Source organism: Natrialba hulunbeirensis JCM 10989 (assembly GCF_000337575.1).
Classification (GTDB): domain Archaea; phylum Halobacteriota; class Halobacteria; order Halobacteriales; family Natrialbaceae; genus Natrialba; species Natrialba hulunbeirensis.
In genome coordinates this window covers 114,452-130,983 of the sequence record NZ_AOIM01000041.1, presented here as the reverse complement: position 1 = coordinate 130,983, position 16,532 = coordinate 114,452, and the positions used below count along the sequence as shown (strand labels likewise).

At 63.8% G+C, this 16,532-nt stretch carries 15 protein-coding genes; 12 read left to right on the top strand and 3 right to left on the bottom strand.

Annotation, left to right across the window (positions count from 1 at the left end):
• Positions 1–25: 25 nt before the first annotated feature.
• The 10 genes from C483_RS16750 to C483_RS16705 all read left to right on the top strand — a co-directional run bounded on the left by C483_RS16750 (position 26) and on the right by C483_RS16705 (position 13,031).
• Positions 26–931 (top strand): hypothetical protein, encoded by a 906-nt coding sequence (locus tag C483_RS16750; RefSeq protein ID WP_006654554.1) that lies wholly within the window; start codon positions 26–28, stop codon positions 929–931.
• A gap of 112 nt (positions 932–1,043) precedes the next feature.
• The gene (locus C483_RS16745) at positions 1,044–2,024 is read left to right on the top strand and encodes a hypothetical protein (protein WP_006654553.1); all 981 of its coding nucleotides are present in this window, start codon (positions 1,044–1,046) and stop codon (positions 2,022–2,024) included.
• Between the two features lie 65 nt (positions 2,025–2,089).
• Positions 2,090–2,542, top strand: a complete 453-nt coding sequence (locus tag C483_RS16740) for a universal stress protein (RefSeq protein ID WP_006654552.1) — start codon at positions 2,090–2,092, stop codon at positions 2,540–2,542.
• Between the two features lie 117 nt (positions 2,543–2,659).
• A complete protein-coding gene (gene acs, locus C483_RS16735; RefSeq protein WP_006654551.1) occupies positions 2,660–4,738 on the top strand; it encodes an acetate--CoA ligase in 2,079 nt (692 codons plus the stop codon).
• Positions 4,739–4,887: 149 nt separating this feature from the next.
• Complete coding sequence (locus C483_RS16730; protein ID WP_006654550.1) at positions 4,888–7,176, top strand: bacterio-opsin activator domain-containing protein; 2,289 nt, start codon at positions 4,888–4,890, stop codon at positions 7,174–7,176.
• A 256-nt stretch (positions 7,177–7,432) separates the two neighbouring features.
• Positions 7,433–9,409 (top strand): acetate--CoA ligase, encoded by a 1,977-nt coding sequence (gene acs, locus C483_RS16725; RefSeq protein WP_006654549.1) that lies wholly within the window; start codon positions 7,433–7,435, stop codon positions 9,407–9,409.
• 98 nt (positions 9,410–9,507) lie between these two features.
• Positions 9,508–9,963 carry a DUF4212 domain-containing protein gene (locus tag C483_RS16720; protein ID WP_006654548.1) on the top strand — a complete coding sequence of 152 codons (456 nt, stop codon included), beginning with the start codon at positions 9,508–9,510 and terminating at the stop codon, positions 9,961–9,963.
• The gene (locus tag C483_RS16715; RefSeq protein ID WP_006654547.1) at positions 9,960–11,618 is read left to right on the top strand and encodes a sodium:solute symporter family transporter; all 1,659 of its coding nucleotides are present in this window, start codon (positions 9,960–9,962) and stop codon (positions 11,616–11,618) included. Before C483_RS16720 ends, C483_RS16715 begins: the two co-directional genes overlap by 4 nt.
• A gap of 27 nt (positions 11,619–11,645) precedes the next feature.
• Positions 11,646–12,116 (top strand): universal stress protein, encoded by a 471-nt coding sequence (locus tag C483_RS16710; RefSeq protein ID WP_006654546.1) that lies wholly within the window; start codon positions 11,646–11,648, stop codon positions 12,114–12,116.
• 252 nt (positions 12,117–12,368) lie between these two features.
• Positions 12,369–13,031: a hypothetical protein gene (locus tag C483_RS16705; RefSeq protein WP_006654545.1), complete on the top strand. Its 663-nt coding sequence runs from the start codon at positions 12,369–12,371 to the stop codon at positions 13,029–13,031.
• Positions 13,032–13,164: 133 nt separating this feature from the next.
• On the opposite strand, the gene C483_RS16700 is transcribed toward C483_RS16705, so the two are convergent.
• On the bottom strand, positions 13,165–13,383 hold the full coding sequence (locus tag C483_RS16700) for a hypothetical protein (RefSeq protein ID WP_193787518.1): 219 nt from the start codon (positions 13,381–13,383) through the stop codon (positions 13,165–13,167).
• A gap of 89 nt (positions 13,384–13,472) precedes the next feature.
• A complete protein-coding gene (locus tag C483_RS16695; RefSeq protein ID WP_006654543.1) occupies positions 13,473–13,949 on the bottom strand; it encodes a cupin domain-containing protein in 477 nt (158 codons plus the stop codon).
• Between the two features lie 282 nt (positions 13,950–14,231).
• On the opposite strand from C483_RS16695, the gene C483_RS16690 reads away from it, so the two are divergent.
• Positions 14,232–14,807, top strand: a complete 576-nt coding sequence (locus C483_RS16690) for a tRNA (cytidine(56)-2'-O)-methyltransferase (RefSeq protein WP_006654542.1) — start codon at positions 14,232–14,234, stop codon at positions 14,805–14,807.
• Positions 14,808–14,838: 31 nt separating this feature from the next.
• Here the strand turns inward: C483_RS16690 and C483_RS16685 are convergent, their stop codons facing one another.
• Positions 14,839–16,047, bottom strand: coding sequence for an alpha/beta hydrolase family protein (locus tag C483_RS16685; RefSeq protein ID WP_006654541.1), 1,209 nt, complete (start codon positions 16,045–16,047; stop codon positions 14,839–14,841).
• A gap of 154 nt (positions 16,048–16,201) precedes the next feature.
• Here C483_RS16685 and C483_RS16680 point away from each other — a divergent pair, with 154 nt between their 5' ends.
• Complete coding sequence (locus tag C483_RS16680) at positions 16,202–16,519, top strand: amphi-Trp domain-containing protein (protein WP_006654540.1); 318 nt, start codon at positions 16,202–16,204, stop codon at positions 16,517–16,519.
• Positions 16,520–16,532: the final 13 nt, after the last annotated feature.

The window sequence follows — 16,532 nt, the reverse complement described above, 5'->3', positions numbered from 1 at the left end:
GCACGACCGCACCGAGGGACCAGCTATGAGTGAAGACTCCAGCCTGAAGCAGCTCGTCGCCGACGAGGTGTCCGAACAGCTCGACGTCGCGGAGGTCATCAACGGCGGCTCACTCGAGGACGGCATCGACGCTGGCGAGATCGGCGCTGCAGTCGGTCGGCAGTTCGGCGAACAGCTCGGCCGGAACGTCGGCGCGTCAGTTGGTGGTGAGATTCACGAGGTGCTCTCGGATGCAGTCACAGAGCGCGGGGAGGAACGTGAGGAGGATACTGACGATAAAGCCGACTCTGAAGCAGAAGCCGAAGCCGAAGACAGCGGTCGACTCCCAACACAGTTGCTCACCGAACTCGCAGCAGCGATTCGACGCGGAGTCGCGACGGCACTCGAGGGTAGCGATGCGCGTGAGTCCGCCGAGTCGGTGGCCCAGAATCTTGCTGATGGGACGAGTCTCGAAGGCGTTGTCGATGAGGCGACGGGTGAGGATGCTGAGGCGGACGAGGCTGTTGCCAGCGACGAGGGTGGGGCTGAAAGCGAAGAAGATGAAGACGCAGGCGAAGGCGACGGTGACGGTGAAGACGAGGACGATGACAAACAGGAAGTCGACGAGTCAGACCTCGAACAGTCCGCGGAGGATCTCGAGAATCTCCGACGGGACACACTCGTGGACTTCCTCGGCGTGATGTCCTACGAGGACCTCCAGTCGGTTGCCAAGGACGTCGGCGTCAAGGCGAACCTCAGTCGCGAGGAGATGACGAACGAAATCGTCGACACGGTTACCGACGATGACGGCGAGACTGATGCAGACGAGGGTACCGATGGGGATGGTGACGAAGCCGATGGGGACGATGGAGGCGAGGCGGATAGTGAAGACGCCGAAGATTCCGAGGACGCCGAGGACACCGAAGACGACGACAGTGACGAGGACGAGTAACCCAAACCAACACCAAACCCAAACAACACAGTCCACAGCGTCACCCCCGAACCCGGAACTGGCCCGGCCAACGTTCACGGGACTGGCGACCGTTCGACGAACGAGAGCGCCCATGAGTGACACCGACGACTCCCAGGATCTCCAGGAACAGGTGACCGACCTGCTGGAGACGGCCGACGCCGAGGCTGGCGCGCTGGCCACGGCCACGGACACCGATAGCAGTACCGACACTGACACCGCTACCGCCACCGACACACCCAGCGGGTCGACGATGGCAACACTCTCGGAAACCGCCAGCGACCTTCTCGAGTCGGCCGAGCCACGCGACCTCCTCGAGGCGGTTGGCCTCGGAACGTTGCCGGACGGCTCCGAACCGGAGACGATTCCGGCGGCGATCGCACAGGGCGACCCGGAACACGTCGAGGATCTCGAGCGCCTCCTGCGGCTGGCGAGAGTCGGCGAGAGTACGGACGAGGAGGGACTCGAGGACGCCGTCGGCGGGTTACACGAGGCGATTCGTGAGCACCGGGACACGGCGGATGATGAGCCGGACAGTGGTGGCGACGCCACGACGGCGGATAGTGACGAGGGCGATACAGGAGCGGGAGCGGGAGAGAGAGTAGGTGAGGATGACAGCGACGGCGACAGTGCCAGCGATAGTGACAGTGACGACGATACCGAGAGTGACAGCGACAGCGACAGCGACAGCAGCACTGGCGACGACGTACTCGAGTTCGTCGAGGATGAACTGGGCGAGGCGTTGGGCGACCGGGTGTCGTCGTTCAGTGAGGATGTAGAGGGGCTTCGAGAGAAGGTGAGTTCGGTAGGTGGGGAGAGCGAAGCGGACGCGGACGATGAGAATGAGGGAGACGATGCAGATGCTGAGGCTGAGGCTGATGCTGCCGATGACGACGACGGCCTGCTGGACGAGGGTCTCGGTGCCGATCTCGAGCCCGACCTCGGTACTGACTCTGATGGCGGACAGACCTCACGTGGCGTCGTTCGCTACTCGACACTGGCTCCGTCCCCCTCGAAGCGGGCCGACATGCGGTCGCCGGCCCGGTTTTCGACGATGCCGAAGAAAGACGAGTAGTCAGTCCAACCGATAACGGAGAATGCGGGTCCACATCTTTCACCACGGACCGCATACGCGCCACCATGTACGACGCTGTGCTCGTGGCGACGGACGGGAGCGACGACGCGACGGCGGCGACGGCGCACGCGATTCGCCTCGCATCGGCTCTAGGTGCGGACCTCTATGGTGTCGCCGTCGTCGAATCTAGAACCGAGTACGATAACGCGATTGTCGACCCCGAGGAGCGTGAGCGAACACTCCGTGCGGCCGCGGAGGACTCGCTCGCTGCTCTCGAAGAACGTGCCCGAGTGGCAGATCTCACGGCAGAGACGACGGTTCGGGCTGGCGTTCCACACGAGGAGATTCTCGCAGTAGCCGACCGCTGGGATGTCGACGCGATCGTCGTCGGGGCGCGCGGGAGTTCGGAATTCAAGCGGGCGTTGCTCGGCAGCACGGTCGACGCGGTGGTTCGGCTCGCAGATCGGCCGGTGCTCGTGGTCGACGGGGACGAGACAGATTACAGAGACGCTGGCTGAGGGGGGAGTGGTCCGGTCGTGACTGCAGTCGTGAGCAGATACCGGCAAATCGCGTCGCCGTCTGCCTTTCCGACGGAGGAACGTTTATTCCGCTGACCGGCTTCGGTCCGAACGAGCATGGACGATCGGAACGGGTGGGGGCGAAACCGTCCCGGGCCCACCGGGCCGACGCTCGACCCGCCGGAAGCGTTCGTCGAACAGGCGAACGTCACAGTCACGGATACGGATGCGGGTATGGGCATGAGCATGGGCACAGACGCGGACGCGGACGCGATCGGGAACCAGCCACTCGGCGAGCAGGTCGAGCGCAACTGGCCCGACTGCTGGGAGCGGGCTGCCGACCTCCTCACCTGGAACGAATCGTACGACACCGTCCTCGCCGAGGAGAACGCGCCGTTCTACGAGTGGTTCACCGGTGGTGAGCTGAACGCCGCCTACAACTGCGTGGATCGACACCTCGAGGCCGGCCGGAAGAATCACGCGGCGATCCGCTGGGAGGGAAAGCAAGGCGAGCGCGAGACCTACACGTATCAGGACCTCGCGGTCGCGGTCAACGAGTTTGCCGCGGCCCTTCGAGACCTGGGCGTCGAGGAGGACGACGTGGTGACGATCTACCTCCCGATGATTCCGGAACTCCCCATCGCGATGCTGGCCTGTGCTCGCATCGGTGCGCCACACAGCGTCGTCTTCGCGGGGCTCTCGGCGGACGCGCTCGCGACGCGGCTGGACGCCGCCGACAGCGAGTATCTCGTTACCTGCGACGGCTACTACCGCCGCGGCGACGCGTTCAATCAGAAGAGCAAAGCGGACAACGCCCGCCTCTCGGTCGAACAGGACGTCGAAACCGTCGTCGTCGATCGACTGGGCGACGAACTGCCGCACGTCCTCGGCGACGGCGAGTCGGACTATCACGAACTCCGCAAGGCGTTTGCAGGCGCGTCAGTCGAACCGGTTTCACGAGACGCAGAGGACATGCTGTTCCTGATGTACACCTCGGGGACGACCGGCGACCCGAAGGGCGTCGTCCACTCGACGGGTGGCTACCTCGCGCAGGTCGCCTGGACCGCCCGAAGCGTCCTCGACATCCAGCCCGAGGACACCTACTGGTGTGCCGCAGACATCGGCTGGATCACGGGCCACTCCTACATCGTCTACGGCCCGCTTGCGCTCGGGACGACGACAGTAATGTACGAGGGAACACCGGACTACCCCGACCGTGATCGACTCTGGGAGATCATCGACCGGAACGCGGTGGACATCTTCTACACCGCGCCGACGGCGATCCGCGCGTTCATGAAGTGGGGCGAGGAGTACCCCCAGCGACACGACCTCTCGTCGCTACGCCTGCTCGGGACCGTCGGCGAACCGATCAGTCCGGGACCGTGGCGCTGGTACCACGAACACATTGGGAACGGCGAGTGCCCGATCGTCGACACCTGGTGGCAAACCGAGACCGGTGCAATCTTGATCTCGACACTCCCAGGAGTCGACGAGATGAAACCCGGCGCTGCGGGGCCGCCGCTGCCCGGTGTCGACGTAACAGTCGTCGACGAGGACGGCGATGCGGTCGACCCTGGTCAGACCGGCTACCTCACTATTTCGCGGCCGTGGCCTGCCATGGCCCGGACGCTGTACGACGGTGACGACCAGTTTCGGGCCGAGTACTGGGATCGGTTCTCCGACCCAGACACCGATTCTAGCCCCAGCCCCGACCCTGACGCCAACACCGGCGTCTGGCGCTACTTCAGCGGCGACACCGCCGCGGTCGACGAGGACGGCTACATCACCATGCTCGGCCGCGTCGACGACGTGATCAACGTCGCCAGCACGCGACTGAGCACGATGGAGATCGAGGGTGCGATCGCCGACGTCGACGGCGTCGCCGAGGCCGCCGTCGTCGGTCGCTCGGGTTCACAGGGGAACACGCAAATCTATGCCTACGTCTCGGCCGCTGGCGATCAGAACCCCGACGACGCGCTCCGCGAATCAATTCTCGAGCGCGTCGAGGCCGCGATCGGTCCGATCGCGACGCCCGAAGCGATCGTCTTCACGCCCGAACTCCCCAAGACTCGCTCCGGGAAGATCATGCGCCGCCTGCTGGAGGACATCGCGAACGGTGAGAAACTGGGCGATACGAGCGCGCTCCGAAATCCCGAAATCGTCGGTGAGATCCAGAGCGAGCGAGAACAACCGTAGCGCTTCGGGAATCCAACTGAAGCGAAATCAGCTAGCGGAACAGAGATGGTACTCCCTCGAAAATAGTGAGAAATAGTAGTGGGAAACAGGAGTGAGAGACAGTAGCAGGAGCGGTACTATTATATTCTCCGTAGCTGAAACTCCGAAACATGACTGCGGAGGCGGCGCTCTCGGCCCGCGAGTACGAAATTCTTCTCGACGCCGCCGAAACCTACCGTGAAGTCCTCGTCGTCCGCTGCTGTGGCGACGTGGGCCTGCGGCCCGCCGAACTCGCTTCTCTCACCGTCGGTGACGTCGAGCAAGTCCGCATCGATCCGCCGCGGTACGTCGTGCGCGTCCCTCCCGTCGGTGACCGCAACCACACGACCAACGCACAGCACCGAACCGCGTATCTTCCAACCGACGTCGAACAGGAAATCCGACGCTACGCCCGGAGCAACGGCCTCAGTGCTGACGACCAGCTCTTCGACGTCACGCCTCGTCGACTGCAGATGCTCGTTACCGAGGTCGCGACCCGCGCTGCGGACCGGTTCGACCGCCCCGCGCTTGCAGACACCTCCTCGAGTGACCTCCGGCAGTACTTCGCCCGTCGGTCGCTAGTCGACCACGACATCAACCCGCGCGCGGTCAAGGCCGCCGGGGGCTGGCAGAGCTTCGAGGCACTCGAGTCCTACCTGCCAGAGCCCTCGGATACGGCACTCGTCGACGCCTTCGAGGCCGTCGAACGGCCGTCGACGCCGCGACCCGCGGGTGCAGGCGGCTCCGGTCGGACCGGGCGACCGATGAGCGACGACAGCGTCGTCCGCCTGCTGCTGGCCGCGAGCGACCGCTACGCGCTCGTTCGGCTCGACGAGGAGGGCTACGTCGAACGCTGGAATCGGAGCGCCGCTGCGCTGTTCGGCTACCGAGCGGGCGAAATCGTCGGCACCCACGTCTCGGCGTTCTACACGGACGAGGCGGTCGACAGCGGCGTTCCCGAGCGGACGCTCTCGATGGCACTCGAGGAGTCGGGCACCGAACAGGAGGGCTGGCGCGTCCACAGTGATGGCTCGCGCTTTCGAGCGACGGAGGTCATCTCGCCTCTGCGGGACGACCGCGGCCGCCACGATGGCTACGCCGTCTTCGTCCGCGATAGCTCGGCACAGCACGAGGTACTCGAGTCCGTCCGCGCAGAGCGCGACGAGTTGCGCCGAGCGGTTTCGGTTGGCGAGCGGTATCGAGCGGTGACGGCGGCGGTGCTCGAGGCGACGGATCACGAGGCGGTCGAGGCGATGGTCTGTGAGGCGCTCGCGGCGGGTGCGGGGTACGCGTTCAGCTGGATCGATCGGACGACCGGAGCCGACCGTGAGGGACGACGAACGACAAGCGGCGACCACGGCGGGAGCGAGGTCGATGCGGCGACGATTGAGCGACTCGTTCCTGCGGAATGGGTGGATGGAGAGCGGGAGAGTCCGGACGATGACTCCGTGTCCGAGTCGGAATCAGCCGTCGCAGTCACGACGGTGATGGACGAACAGCACGGCGACGAACTCACTCTCGCCAGCGTCCCGCTCACTTACGGCGATACGACGTACGGGAGGCTGAGTGTTGCAACCGCCCGCCCGGACGCGTTCTCGGCAGACGAACAGCAGTGGCTCGCCACTGCCGGCCGACAGATCGGCTACGCGATCACCGCCGTTCGCCGGCGCAACCTCCTCCTCTCGGACCGCGTCGTCGAACTCGATGTCCGCTGTCAAGACGCAACCTCGTTCTTCGTCGATGTGTCTCAGCGCCTCGGCTGCCGGTTCGAACTCGAGTCCCTCGTTCCCATCTCGGAGTCGACGCAGTTGTACTACCTCCGACTCGAGGACGCGCCGCCGGCCGAGGTGTTCGATCTCGCGGCGGACGATCCGGGGATCGACGACTGCCGGCTACTCGAGACGGACCCCGACGGCTGGCGCATCGAGGTCGTCGTCGAAGGGTCGTCACCGGCGCGCACGCTGACGGAGTACGGGCTGACGGTTCTCGAGGCCATCACCGAGGACGGAGCGACGACGATCACGGCGGAGGCCGCAGCGGAGACGAACGTGCGGACGGTACTCGAGGGACTCCGGTCGGCGTTCCCGTCCTCGACGCTGCTCGGTAAGCGGGAGACAGAACGGACCGTCCAGACGGCCAGGGAGTTCCGTGACGGATTGGAAGAGCGGTTGACCGAGCGGCAGGTGACGGCGCTGCGGGCGGCGTACTTCGGCGGGTACTACGACTGGCCGCGCGAGAGTACGGCCGAGGAGGTGGCCGACGCGATGGGGATTTCTTCGCCGACGCTGCACAACCACCTGCGGAAGGGCCAACACGAGTTGTTGCGGACGTTTTTTGACGTGCCCTCCGAGGGCCAGACCCGCGAGAACGTCTCCGGTGAGCGCACGAGTGAGACCAGCAGTGGGTCGCCGTCGACGTAGCAGCCCTCATCCTGACACGATACGCTGTGGTGTGTCACGAGTGCCTAAACGTCTAGGTGCGGGTGTCAAATCCGGCGTAGAACGGTTGTGAATCCCATTCTGTCCGAACATCATCGCCATCCCTGACAGTCACGGAACGGGTACTCGAGTACACTCCTCAAATAACAAATACCAATCTCCCGTCTGCGTCCGGCTGCTGGTTTGTACAGCTAGAGGTTGCCTTTACTACCCTTGTACGTCATTGTGAGTGTGTATCATGACACAGGAGGAAGCCGACCTGGAGGCGCGACTCGAAGAGCAGGAGGCGTTTGAGCCGCCCGAATCGTTCGTCGAGCAGGCGAACGTCACCGATCCGGGGATCTACGAGGAGTTCGAGGAGAACTGGCCCGACTGTTGGGAGCGGGCCGCTGACCTTCTCTCGTGGGACGAAGCATACGACACCGTCCTCGACGACGGAGACGCGCCGTTCTACGAGTGGTTTACCGGCGGCGAGTTGAACGCCTCGTACAACTGTCTCGATCGCCACGTCGAGGACGGGCGGGCGGACGAGGAAGCAATCGAGTGGATCGGCGAACTCGGCGAGACCCGCAGCTACACCTACGACGAACTGCTCGCGGAGGTAAACGAGTTCGCGGCGACGCTGCGCGGTCTCGGTGTCGAGGAAGACGACGTCGTCACCCTCTACATGCCGATGATTCCGGAGCTCCCGATCGCGATGCTCGCCTGTGCTCGCATCGGCGCACCACACAGCGTCGTCTTCGCGGGCTTCTCCGCGGACGCACTCGCGACCCGAATGAACTCGGCCGACAGCGAGTATCTGGTCACCTGTGACGGCTACTACCGTCGTGGGGACGCGCTCGAACACATCTCGAAGACCAACGAGGGACTCGAAGGCGTCGAGCACGAGGTTTCCGACGTCGTCGTCGTGGACCGGCTGGGTGACGATCTCGAGCACTCGCTCGCGGACAACCAGCACGACTACGACGAGCTCGTCGCCGAGTACGAGGGCGAGACGGTCGAGCCAGTGTCGCGAGATGCGGAGGACATGCTGTTCCTGATGTACACCTCGGGAACGACGGGGCAGCCGAAGGGCGTGAAGCACACGACCGGCGGCTACCTCGCGTACACGGCCTGGACCAGCCGCGCCGTGCTCGACATCGAGGCCGACGACACCTACTGGTGTTCCGCGGACATCGGCTGGATTACGGGCCACTCCTACATCGTGTATGGACCGCTCGCGCTCGGGACAACCTCCGTAATGTACGAGGGGACGCCGGACTACCCTGAAAAGGATCGCCTCTGGCAGATCGTCGAGGACTACGAGGTCGACATCTTCTACACCGCGCCGACGGCGATCCGCGCGTTCATGAAGTGGGGGAAGGAGTATCCCGAAAAGCACGACCTCTCCTCGCTGCGACTGCTCGGTACCGTCGGCGAACCGATCAATCCGCGCGCCTGGAAGTGGTACTACAAACACATCGGCAACGAGGAGTGTCCGATCGTCGACACCTGGTGGCAGACCGAGACGGGTGGCATGATGATTACGACGCTCCCCGGCATCAACACGATGAAGCCCGGTTCTGCGGGGCCGCCCCTCCCTGGGATCGACGCACGCGTCGTCAATGCCAGCGGCGAGGAGGTCGACGCTGGACAGGCCGGCTACGTCACCGTCGACAAACCGTGGCCGGGCATGCTCCGGACGCTGTACAACAACGACGAGCGCTTCATCAACGAGTACTGGCAGGAGTACTCCGACGAGGAGACGGACGAGTGGGTCTACTTCCCGGAGGACGGTGCGAAGATCGACGACGACGGCTACATCACCATCCTCGGCCGCGTCGACGACGTAATCAATGTCTCCGGCCACCGCCTCGGCACGATGGAGATCGAATCCGCTGTCGTCGGTGTCGACGGCATCGCAGAAGCCGCCGTCGTCGGCGGCGACCACGAGGTCAAAGGCGAAGCCGTCTACGTCTATGCCATCCCCGAGGACGGCTACGACGTTGACGCCGAACTCGAGGAGCGCGCTATCGAGGGCGTCCTCGACTCGATCGGACCGATCGCGAAACCCGAAGACGTTGTCTTTACGCCAGAACTGCCCAAGACGCGGTCCGGGAAGATTATGCGCCGTCTGTTAGAGGACATCGCAAGCGGAAACGAACTCGGCAACACCTCGACGCTGCGCAATCCGGAGGTCGTCGACGATATCGCAGCGCAGGTTGAAGACGACTAGCGACTGCGCTTTTCACACTTTCACGAGCCCACAACACACGCCAGTCGTCCGAACACGAGACAATAATAACCAAAAACGACATCGAATGGACATAAGCCATGACTGATGACAACACACAATCTAGCGAAGACGCCCTGACTGACGGCGGCGTCACGACGGAATCGTACCTCGACAAGGAGATAAACATCTTCAAACCCGCGACACCGTTCATGCGAGATCATCTGCGGGTGATCTGGCTTTCGTTTGCAGCCTGGGTAGTCGTCGTCTTCGGCCCGACGACGGCGATTTTGATCGAATCCCTGTGGCTGGAAACGAGCGTGATGACCGAGACGACGATACTCGGCGGGTTCCCACTGCACTTCTTCCTGGCAGCAATCGTTACGCCGCTTGGTGCACTCGTGCTCTCGGTCGGCTACGCGATGCAACGAGACCGACTGGATACCAGATACGGGATTTCACACGAACACGCAGAGGCAGGTGGGACAGATACTGACACCGATACCGACGCTGACTCCGACTCAGACACCGTCGCCGCAGACGGGGGTGCAGAATGATCGAGCTACTCGAGCCGTTCGTGATGCAGGAGACCGCGCTCGACGTCGGCGAATTCAAACTCGTGCCGGCGCTGACCGTTGCGGCGATGCTGGCGCTGTTCCTCGGCGTCGGCTACTTCTTCCGGGTCGCGGCCGTCGACGACCTGTGGGTTGCCGGCCGATCGATCGGTGCAGTCGAGAACGGAATGGCGATCGGTGCGAACTGGATGAGTGCGGCGTCCTATCTGGGTGTCGCGTCGATTATTGCCCTCTCGGGCTACTTCGGGCTGGCGTACGTCGTCGGCTGGACGACGGGCTACTTCATCCTGCTCATCTTCCTGGCGGCACAGTTCCGTCGATTCGGGAAGTACACGGCACCCGACTTCGTCGGCGACCGGTTCTACTCCGACTGGGCGCGCGGTATCGCGGCGTTCACGACGCTCGCGATTGCGTTCACGTACGCGATCGGACAGGCAAGCGGCATGGGGCTGATGGCCCAGTACATCTTCGGCATCTCCTACGAGATGGGGGTGATCCTCTTGATGGGCGTCACCATCGGCTACGTCGCCCTCTCGGGAATGCTAGGGACGACGAAGAACATGGCGATCCAGTACGTGATCCTCATCATCGCCTTCACCGTCGGCCTCTACGCCGTCGGCTGGAGCCAGGGCTGGTCGACCGTTCTGCCGTACGTCGAGTTCGGCAGCGAGGTCGCGGCGGCAGCCGAGATCGAGGCCCACTTCATCGAGCCGTTCGCTGAAGGCTCCTACTACGCCTGGATTGCGCTGGCGTTCAGTCTGATCGTCGGCACCTGCGGACTGCCACACGTCCTCGTCCGGTTCTACACCGTCGAGAACGAGCGGACGGCCCGCTGGTCGACCGTCTGGGGACTGTTCTTCATCTGCCTGCTGTACTGGGGAACGGCCACCTACGCCGCGTGGGGCGGCCTGCTCTACGACGACGCCGTGACCGGCGGCGGATTCGCGGACATGCTCACCGTCGAAGCCGACGCGCTCGTCGTCCTGACCGCACAGCTCGCCGAACTGCCGACGTGGCTCGTCGGACTGGTTGCTGCCGGTGCCGTCGCCGCAGCACTCGCGACCACCGCGGGGCTGTTCATCACGGCCTCCTCGGCCGCTGCACACGACATCTACACGAATCTCTACAAGGAGAACGCGACCCAGCGCGAGCAGATGCTCGTCGGTCGCGTGACTATCCTGGGAATCGGTATCCTGGTGACGCTCATCGGCCTCAATCCGCCGGCGCTCATCGGCGAACTCGTCGCGATGTCGTTCGCCATCGCGGGCACCGTCTTCTTCCCCGTGTTCTTCCTCGGGCTCTGGTGGGAAAACACCACGAGAGAGGGTGCGATTGCCGGCATGCTCACCGGCATCGTGCTTTCGTTCGGTGCGATTCTCAACGACACGGCGATTCCGATGTACACAGGCGTCGAGGACGCCGTGATTCCCGCCGTCGCGACCTGGCTGCCGGGAACCTCCTCGGCACTGGTCGGCGTGCCCGTCGTCTTCACCGTCATCATCGTCGTCTCGGTCGCGACGGACAACCCGCCACAGCACGTCAAGCGACTCGTCCGGCAGTGTCACAGCCCGGAACCGATGAGTCAGACGGAGTCCGCCGAGGACGCTGCGAACGGTGGCACACCGGCTGACGACTGAGGACTGAACGCATTCACACCAGCAATCATGTACGACACCATACTCGTTCCAACCGACGGAAGCACCGTTGCCGAACACGCCGTTGACCACGCGATCGACCTCGCCGAAACGTACGACGCAGCCGTGCACGCCCTGTACGTCGTCGACACCAGCGCGGTCGATGTCGGACTCGGTACCGAACAGGTCGACCGTATCCGACAGGGGAAGTTCGGCGACATGCCGGAACTCGAACAGCGAGCCAGGGACGCGACAGGGGCCGTCGCATCGAAGGCTGCTGATCGCGGTCTCGCCGTCACTGAGGCCGTTATCGGCGGCCAGCCACACAGACAGATCGCGGACTACGCAGACGACCACGACGTCGACCTGATCGTCATGGGGTCAGCCGGCCGAAGCGGCGTCCGCCGAGCACTCCTCGGCAGCGTCGCCGAACGAACGCTACGGACGACCCGCCGGCCCGTCCTCGTCGTCGACGCCGAGACCGGAACGGGGTCGGACTGACGGCCGGGAGAGACGGGCGCGTTTCTCGGGTAACTCGAGTTCGGACTCGGACTCGAACTGAGTTCGGACTGGGTTGGTTTTGTCCTCGTTTCCCACCCGAATAGTAATAGTAGCAGTCCAGCCCGGTACTCAGCTCGGCGTTCAAAACCGAATCGGGCAGTTCGGCGACGATGTGTTACATCGAACGGAAACGGCCACAGAGCTATTTGACCGTCCCCAGCATTCATTGGCGGATTCCGCGATGGACTGTGTATGGACCGGCGAACGTTGCTCACAGCCGCCTCCGTGGGGACAATCTCGACGCTGAGCGGCTGCCTGGCCGATACGACGGACGATGCGGTATTGGAAACCGGTTCTGCGGATATCGAGTGGCCGAATGTGACCGTTTCGACAACGATTGGTGACGAAGAACTTGCTGCTGCGTTCGCCTTCGAGGGAAAGGTCACTCGCCAGCCCACGGCTGCGAATCCACCGCAGCTTACACTCGAAGTCAGGAACGACGGAGACGATCCGTACGAGGTGGAGATTCCGTACCCGTATCCATGGCGGCACTATGGTGGAATCCATGCGAACGAAGCGGCAGCGATTCACCTCATTCCAGACGACACGGAGAACCTTTCCGCTGACCCCGACCAAGACCAACCCGACGAGTGGGTCCCAGAAGCGCCAACGGACGGGTGCTGGACGGCGAAAACCGAGATCAGGCCGGTCTGGCCAGACGTGGGGTATCCCACGGTCGAACTGCACCCGGGAGAACAGAAGGGGGGAACGTTCACCGTTCTCAGTAGTCCGAGAAACAATATGTGCTTCCCGCGCGGAACGTACGAGTTCTCCGATGAACGGCTCACGATCGGTCACCCTGAAGACGCAGCACTCGACCTAACACTGCGTCTCAGCGTCACCGATTCGGAGTAGGCTGTCGAGAGTGGGCTAGCTCATTGATCCGATGCCCCTGAGCGGTTCCCCTCCATTGAACGAAACCGTCACGTCTCCCGCGGAACACAGGATTCGGAGTCATACACCACACACCACACACTACACTCACTCCTCACTCGGGCTCAGGTCGTGCGTACTCGAGACTCGTCACGAAACCGAAGTACGCGACGATGCCAGCGAGCATGAAGCCGTAGTAGGCCCAGTCAGGCCCCTCGAGGACGCGAAAGAGACCGTCGACCATCGTCACCCAGACGATTGCGAAGACCAGATCGAACAGCAGTCCCCAGCGCTCCTCGCGAGCGGTCCGGAGCCACTCGGCAAGTCCGCTCATCGACTCGTCACCTGCGGACGCAGGCCGCGACATCCTCTCATCGTGAGGAATATTCACAGAGCGCGTGAAAAAGCCTACCGACGAGCCGTTCACTCCGGCCAGTAGTCGGTGTCTGCGTCCAGGTCGTAGTAGCCGTGGAACGCCCGCTCACCACGCCCACCGGGCGGTGAGCCGACGAAGACGCCGAACTTGTTCATTTCGGGATAGATGGTCACGTCCGGTTCGTGCATCGTCGAGACCATCAGATACCGAAGCGGCTCCTCGCTGTCGTTGACGACTCTGTGGCCGCCGCGCTCGTCGGCCGGGAGGGCGACGTAGTCGCCCGCGGTAAGGGAGTCCTCGCCGTCAGCACAGCGGAGGAACCCCTTCCCTGCGAGCACGTACAGCGCCTCCTCGTTCGCCGTATGGTAGTGATACGGCCACGACTGCTTCCCGGCGGGTAGCTCGTAGAGACTACAGCCGATGTCGTCCGCACCGACCGCACTCGAGAGTTGCTTCCGTCGGAAGGTCGCATCTCCGTGGTCGTACTCGCGCCACTCGAGTGCGTCTGTGTTGACTTTCTCCATGCCCGGTATGCAGGGTGTCGAACAATGAACGTTTGTGTGAGATTCAGGGTGGTGAGTGAGCGACACTGATCGCAACAACTGCAATGGGTACACACTGCTCGCACGTTCGCGGTTCTCGCTCAGTTACTCGCTTGCGGGTCATGCTGTTCTCCGCTCCTCGTTCGCGATTCTCACTCACGTTCCTCGTACTCGGTACGGTGCTCGACTCGACCGGGCGACCGAGCGGACCTGGTCCGTCTCGAAAGCGAAACCCCCTAACCCGCTGCAGGACAGAGTGGGACCATGCACGACGACGCTGCGGCCGGTGCCGAGGTAGCTGTCCTCCGCCTCGGACACCGCCCCGGCCGGGACGAACGGATGACGACCCACGTGGGCCTGACGGCACGGGCGCTCGGGGCGGACCGCGTCTGGATTCCGGACAACGCCGGCCAGTCACGCGATACCGTCGCCGACATCACGGATCGCTTTGGCGGCCCGTTCGAGGTCGACCTGACCGACTCGCCGAAAGCCATCATCCGGAACTGGGAGGGGCAGGTCGTCCACCTGACGATGTACGGCGAGCGCGTCCAGGACGTCGAGGGCGAGATTCGCGAGCGCCACCGCGATGGCGAGTCCGTCCTCGTCGTCGTCGGCTCCGAGAAAGTCTCGTTCGACGTTTACGAGGAAGCGGAGTGGAACGTCGGCGTTACCAACCAGCCCCACTCCGAGGTTGCCGGCCTCGCGGTCTTTCTGGACCGGCTCTTCGAGGGCGAAGAACTCGAGTCCGACTGGGAAGACGCCGAGCAGCGGGTGGTACCGATGGAGACAGGGAAGCGAGTGATTTCGGCGGATTCAAACGACGAAGAGTCTGATTCGTGACGCATACGCGCCACCATCGGTGTCCGACGGGTTACGAGGATTTTGTCCTATCGAGTGTCTCGTCCAGCCAGTCGAACAGCCGCTGGTGGAACAGCGACTGTCCCATCCCCTCGCAGTGACCGCCCGCACCGTCGGCGTCCGTGAATTTCGTGTACTTCGTCGGTACCGCGAGACGGGTTGCGAAGTCGTGAGACTGAACCGCGAGCCGATCGGACTCGTTGTCCGCGACGAACGTCGGACAGTCGATCGAGTCGACTGCTGATTCGTACGTGTACGCCTGTAACTCGCGGACGTACTCGCCGAGCGAATCGAGCCCGTGGGCTGCCATTCGCGAGCCGAAGAACTCCAGCGCGTGCGGGTCTGTGAGTTGCTCGTCGAGCGCAGCGTCGGCATCGGGGTCGCCCTCGAGAACGGGCGTCCGAAGCTCCTCGGGGACCAGTTGCAACACGAGCGTGCCGAGGTCGTAGATCGCGGGATCGGCAGCGAGCGCGGCGAGGCGGTGCTCCGCGGTCGCCGCCCGCGGCGCGAGGTAGCCGCCGAAGCTTCGGCCGACCAGCGCGAGTCGGCTCTCGTCGACATCCTCACGACCAACGGCACCGTCGACGACCGGTGTGACGACGGCCTCGTAGTCCGGCCGGAAGAACAGACGCTTCTCGTACAGCGTCCCGCCCTGGCCCGGTCCCTCGAACAGCAGGCAGTTGTAGCCGCGAGTGAGGGCGGCCCGCGCAAGCATCGCGTACGACTCCTCAACTGGTGAATCGTAGCCTGGAAAGCCGATGACTGTCGGGCGAGCAGTCCCCGAGTCGTCCGGTGCCAGGAAGTAGGACTCGAGTACCGTCTCCTCGAACGGGATGTCGAGGACCTCGCAGGTGTGGTCTGCCATCTCCATTGCAGCCCGGAAACAGTCGCGCTGACGCTGCCAGGCTTCGTGCAAGTCCGGATCGTCGAGGTCGTGTCTGCGAAAGAAGTACGCCGAGCGGTAGTACTCGGTCGCCCGCAGGTACGCCTCGCGAGCGCTCACGTCGTGGCCCCGTTCGCGTGACTCGCGGGCGATAGCTTCAACTGCTTCGGCGGTCGCGAACCACTCGTCGTACCAGCTTTCGTAGTTGTCGTCCTCGATTCGGTCCGCCGTCGTGAGACACTCGCCGACATCGGCACAGCCGTAGTAGACCTTGCCCAGTGTGCGCTCGAGCTGTGCGGTGAATTCGTCGCTTTCGAAGCTCGAAACTGCCGTGGTCATGGGAGTCGAACGACGACGAACACGATAAAGCCGTCCTGCAACGGGACCGACGGGCCCCGTGGTGCTTCCCCTACCGACCCAGCCAGAGATGCCGTGAACGCGCCCTGCTGCTTCCCAGCCAACCTATTTGTGTCCATTCGGTGGACAAGTCGATATGGGTGAAACGACGACCTACGATGACGACGTCTCCCGCTCGGAAGCCGCCGATCTACTGGAAGCGATCGCCGCCGAAGTCGACGGCACCGGCACCGCCGACATCCAGGTGGGCAACAAACTCCTGACGCTCTCGCCCGACGACCGACTCGAGTACGGCATCGAAGTCGAGGAGCGCTCACCGATGCTCGGCGGCGAGCGCGAGGAAATTACGCTCACGCTGGGGTGGGAAGTGGCGACAGCGGATGCAAACGTCGATCAGGAGCGGGACCACCGGCCGGACGAGGAACGGGAAGAGGAAGACGACGGCGTGCTGTAGCGCTCGGTGTGCC